Here is a 3,575-nt window from a genome sequence, read left to right as displayed (position 1 = left end):
GCCGGTGCCGCACGCGGTGAAGCTGCCGGAGATCCGGCGCACCGCGCGTGAGGGCGGGCCGCCAGCGGGCGCGCCGGCGGCAGCGGTGTCGGAACCCTCGCTGTAGCGCCGGCCGCCGCGTTTCCGGTCCGTGGCGACGATCAGTCGTCACGCGGCGACACTCTCCGGTCGTCGCCGCGCGCGTCTTCGCGACGCCCACCGTCATCGCGGGGATACGGCCGGGTGAACAGCGGCAGCACGGCCAGGATCAGCAGCGCCAGCAGCATGCTGAACACCGCGGTGGCCTCGCGCCCGAGGCCGCAGGCGATGCCGATGGCGGCCGTCATCCAGATGCTGGCGGCGGTGGTCAGGCCGTGGACCTGTTCCTCGTCCTTGAGCTTGAGGATGGCCCCCGCGCCCAGGAAACCGATGCCCGCGATGACGCCTTGCAGCACGCGGCTCATGTCGGGCATCGGCATGCCGCCCTGTTGCGGCACCAGCACGAACAGCGCCGCGCCGAGCGAGACCAGCATGTGCGTGCGGATGCCCGCAGCCTTGCCGTGGTGCTCGCGCTCGTAGCCGAGGATGCCGCCCAGCAGCGCGGCCAGCAGCAGCCGCACGGCGATGCGGGTGATCTGCGCGGCATCGGGCAGGTCCGAGAACTCGGACCGCAGCGTGTCAACGATCTCGGTCCAGGTGTCGGCGCTCATGGCGGCTCCTTGGCGCACGGCGCCGAGGCGGGCCGCGTCGCGGTCAGGGCGTCCGACGCGGGCGCGGCGACCGGCACCGCGGCCTGGGCGGTCTGCGTGGCCTGGGCGGCTGCAGCCTCGGCTTCGGCTTCGGCTTCAGCGGCATCGAAGTCATACCCCTCGGCCGCGTGCAGCTGCCAGGCGCCGCCGCCGGTCAGGCGCAGCACGTGCGTGTGATGCCGCAGCACGCCGTGGCGGTGGGCGATGCTGACCAGCGTGACGCCGTCGCGGCACAGCCGCTCGTAGAGGCGGCGCTCGTTGCCGCTGTCCAGCGCGCTGGTCGCCTCGTCGAGGATCACCATCCGCGGCCGTCGCACCAGCACGCGCGCGAAGGCGAGCCGCTGCTGCTCGCCCATGGACAGCAGCTTGTCCCAGTCCTGCGTGGCGTCCAGGCCGCCGACGCGCTCGGCGAGCTCCGGCAGGCCGACCTCGTCGAGGATCGCGCGCAGCGCCTCGTCGTCGAGCTCGGTCGCCGTGTCGGGATAGATCATCTGGCTGCGCAGCGTGCCCGGCTGCAGGTAGGGGCGCTGCGGCAGGAAGAAGACCTCCTCCAGCGGCGGATGCTCGATGGTGCCCTCGCCGCAGCGCCACAGGCCCGCGATCGCGCGCAGCAGCGAGCTCTTGCCGCAGCCGCTGACGCCGGTGATCAGCAGGCTCTCGCCGGGCTGCAGCGCGACGTTGAGCTTCTCGACCAGCAGCCGGTCGAACTGCGGCGTGTACAGCGTCAGGTCGCGCAGCGCGAGCTGGTCCGCGTGGCTCGTCACGATGCGTTCGCGCTGACGCTCGGCGCGCGGCTTGCGCTGGTGCATCACGTCCGACAGCGCATGCAGCCGGTCGATGCCGGCGACGAAGCGGCTCAGGCTCTCGAAGTTGTCGACGATCAGGGACACCGCCGTCAGCACCGCCGCGAAGGCGCCGGCCGCCTGGACGGCGGCGCCGACCTCCAGGTCGCCCGACAGCACGCGCTCGGCCAGGATCACGCTGGGCACGACCAGCGTCAGCTGGCTGAAGCCGCGCTGGAAGAGGTTGAGCGAGCGCTGCTTGCGGATCAGCTTCCAGTAGTTCTGGTAGACGGACTCGAAGCGGCCTTCGATGTGGGCGCGCTCCTGCGGCTCGCCGCGGTAGAAGGCGATGGATTCGGCGTTCTCGCGCAGCCGCATCAGGCCGAAGCGGAAGTCGGCCTCGCGGCGCAGCTGCCAGAAGTTCAGCTGGATCAGTGGCGAGCCGAAGACATACAGCGCGAGGAAGGTGCCCACCGTCGCGTACACCGCAAGGAAGGCCACCAGCACCTTGGACAGCGACCACAGCACCGCGCAGAAGGCCACCAGCTGCATCGCCGAGCCCAGCATCAGCAGCAGGAAGTGGGTGGAGCGGCCGGTGAAGGTGTTGATGTCCTCGGAGATGCGCTGGTCGGGGTTGTCGATGTCGCCGGCGGCGCCGGTGCCGATCTCGTAGTACTTGCGGCCGTCGAGGTAGCCGTCGAGGAAACGGCCGGTGAGCCAGCGGCGCCAGTGGTTGGAGAAGGCGTCCCGCATGTAGTAGTAGAAGGCGTACACCGGCACGGCGAAGGCCAGGACGATGAGGCTGTCGCGCACCGCGGTCCAGAAGCGGGAGTGGTTGCGTTCGGCCAGGGCCGAGGTCAGCTCGCCGGTCTTGGCGTTGAGCAGCACGGCGAGCTGGGTCTCGCACAGCATCAGCACGATCAGGAGCAGCAGCAGTCCCCAGGCGGCCTTGCGCTGGTCGCCGAGCCAGTAGGGCTTGGCGATCTGCAGGAACTGGCGCCAGGCGGCCGCGGAGAGACGCGGGGGCCGACGGCGCCGGCGCTTGGGCGCCGCCGTGGTGGAGGGCGCGGGAGCGGTCGTCGCGGAGGCGGTCGCCGCGGAAGGTGAACGGGCGCTCGAAGCACCCGGAGGGCCGGACGGCGGCAGGTCCGTCGCGGGAGTGGAGGGAGACACCATGAGGTCGGAACCCGGTCTGCCGAGATGGCTAGACGGTAGCTCCGACGGGTCATGGGGCGGGTAGGACGAAGCCTACTGGCGGTGACGGAGGAGGGCGCGTGGCGTTGGGCCGCGGGCGGGCTCACGAGAGCATCCGGGAGACGATGATCGCCAAGCCCGAGGAGCTGGCCGCCGAGCCGGCGAACCACTTCAGCAGGCGCGCGTCCGACGCGAGCCCGGCGTTGTTGACGCGCTCGTTCAGCGTGTTGAAGCGCTCGCAGAGCGGAGCCACCGCAGCGGTCACGCAGGAGTGGACCGTGCTGGCGATCTCGGCACGCAGCTCCTGAAGGTGCTGCTGTGTTTCCCTGCGGAAGGCGTCGAGTTGCTGCTGCGACTCCCTGCGGAAGGTCTCGAGTTGCTGCTGCGAGTCCTTGCGGAACGTGTCGAGTTGCTGCTGCGAGTCCTTGCGGAAGGTCTCTAGTTGCTGCTGCGAATCCTTGCGGAAGGTCTCGAGTTGCTGCTGTGAGTCCTTGCGCAGCGCATCCACCTGGTCGCGCGATTCGATGCGCACGGCATCGATCGAGGTCTTGAGCTCACGGACGTCGCCGCGCAGTTCGTGGATGTGGACGGAGTGCTCATCCAGGCGATGCATGAGCAGCGGGAAGTCAGGATGCCAAGAGGGCTGTGGCTTGGCGGTCGGATGGGGAGAGCGGTGATGCATGCGCGGGTTCCTGTTGAGAGGGGAGGAACCAGCGATGCTAGGTCGGCGTCGGCATGGCCCGGTGTGGCGGCGAGGTCAAAGGTCCGAGGTCCTTGATCGACCTCAACGCATCGCGTCACGAGCGCGTTTCGTGGGAACGCCCGCGGCGCGGCTCAGGCGAACAGAGCAGCCAGGCGCGCGACGGCGGCC

Annotated in this window: 3 protein-coding genes; all 3 read right to left on the bottom strand. The window is 70.2% G+C overall.

The window, feature by feature from the left end; all coding sequences use genetic code 11:
- Positions 1-140: 140 nt before the first annotated feature.
- Positions 141-689 carry an MgtC/SapB family protein gene (locus FUT87_RS14755; RefSeq protein WP_147241502.1) on the bottom strand — a complete coding sequence of 183 codons (549 nt, stop codon included), beginning with the start codon at positions 687-689 and terminating at the stop codon, positions 141-143.
- Positions 686-2,686, bottom strand: coding sequence for an ABC transporter ATP-binding protein/permease (locus FUT87_RS14750; protein ID WP_147241501.1), 2,001 nt, complete (start codon positions 2,684-2,686; stop codon positions 686-688). The genes FUT87_RS14755 and FUT87_RS14750 overlap by 4 nt, the downstream gene beginning before the upstream one ends.
- A gap of 121 nt (positions 2,687-2,807) precedes the next feature.
- Positions 2,808-3,317: an ATP synthase F0 subunit B gene (locus FUT87_RS14745; RefSeq protein WP_147241500.1), complete on the bottom strand. Its 510-nt coding sequence runs from the start codon at positions 3,315-3,317 to the stop codon at positions 2,808-2,810.
- Between the last annotated feature and the right edge of the window lie 258 nt (positions 3,318-3,575).

Source organism: Mitsuaria sp. TWR114 (genome assembly GCF_007997345.1).
The sequence above is the reverse complement of the archived record's forward strand: the minus strand, read 5'-3'. Positions and strand labels throughout refer to the sequence as shown.

What these genes read in the sequence shown, in the direction of transcription:
- FUT87_RS14745 (WP_147241500.1), bottom strand. Translation starts at nt 3,317, where the DNA reads ATGCATCGCCTGGATGAGCACTCCGTCCACATCCACGAACTGCGCGGC.
- FUT87_RS14750 (WP_147241501.1), bottom strand. Translation starts at nt 2,686, where the DNA reads ATGGTGTCTCCCTCCACTCCCGCGACGGACCTGCCGCCGTCCGGCCCT.
- FUT87_RS14755 (WP_147241502.1), bottom strand. Translation starts at nt 689, where the DNA reads ATGAGCGCCGACACCTGGACCGAGATCGTTGACACGCTGCGGTCCGAG.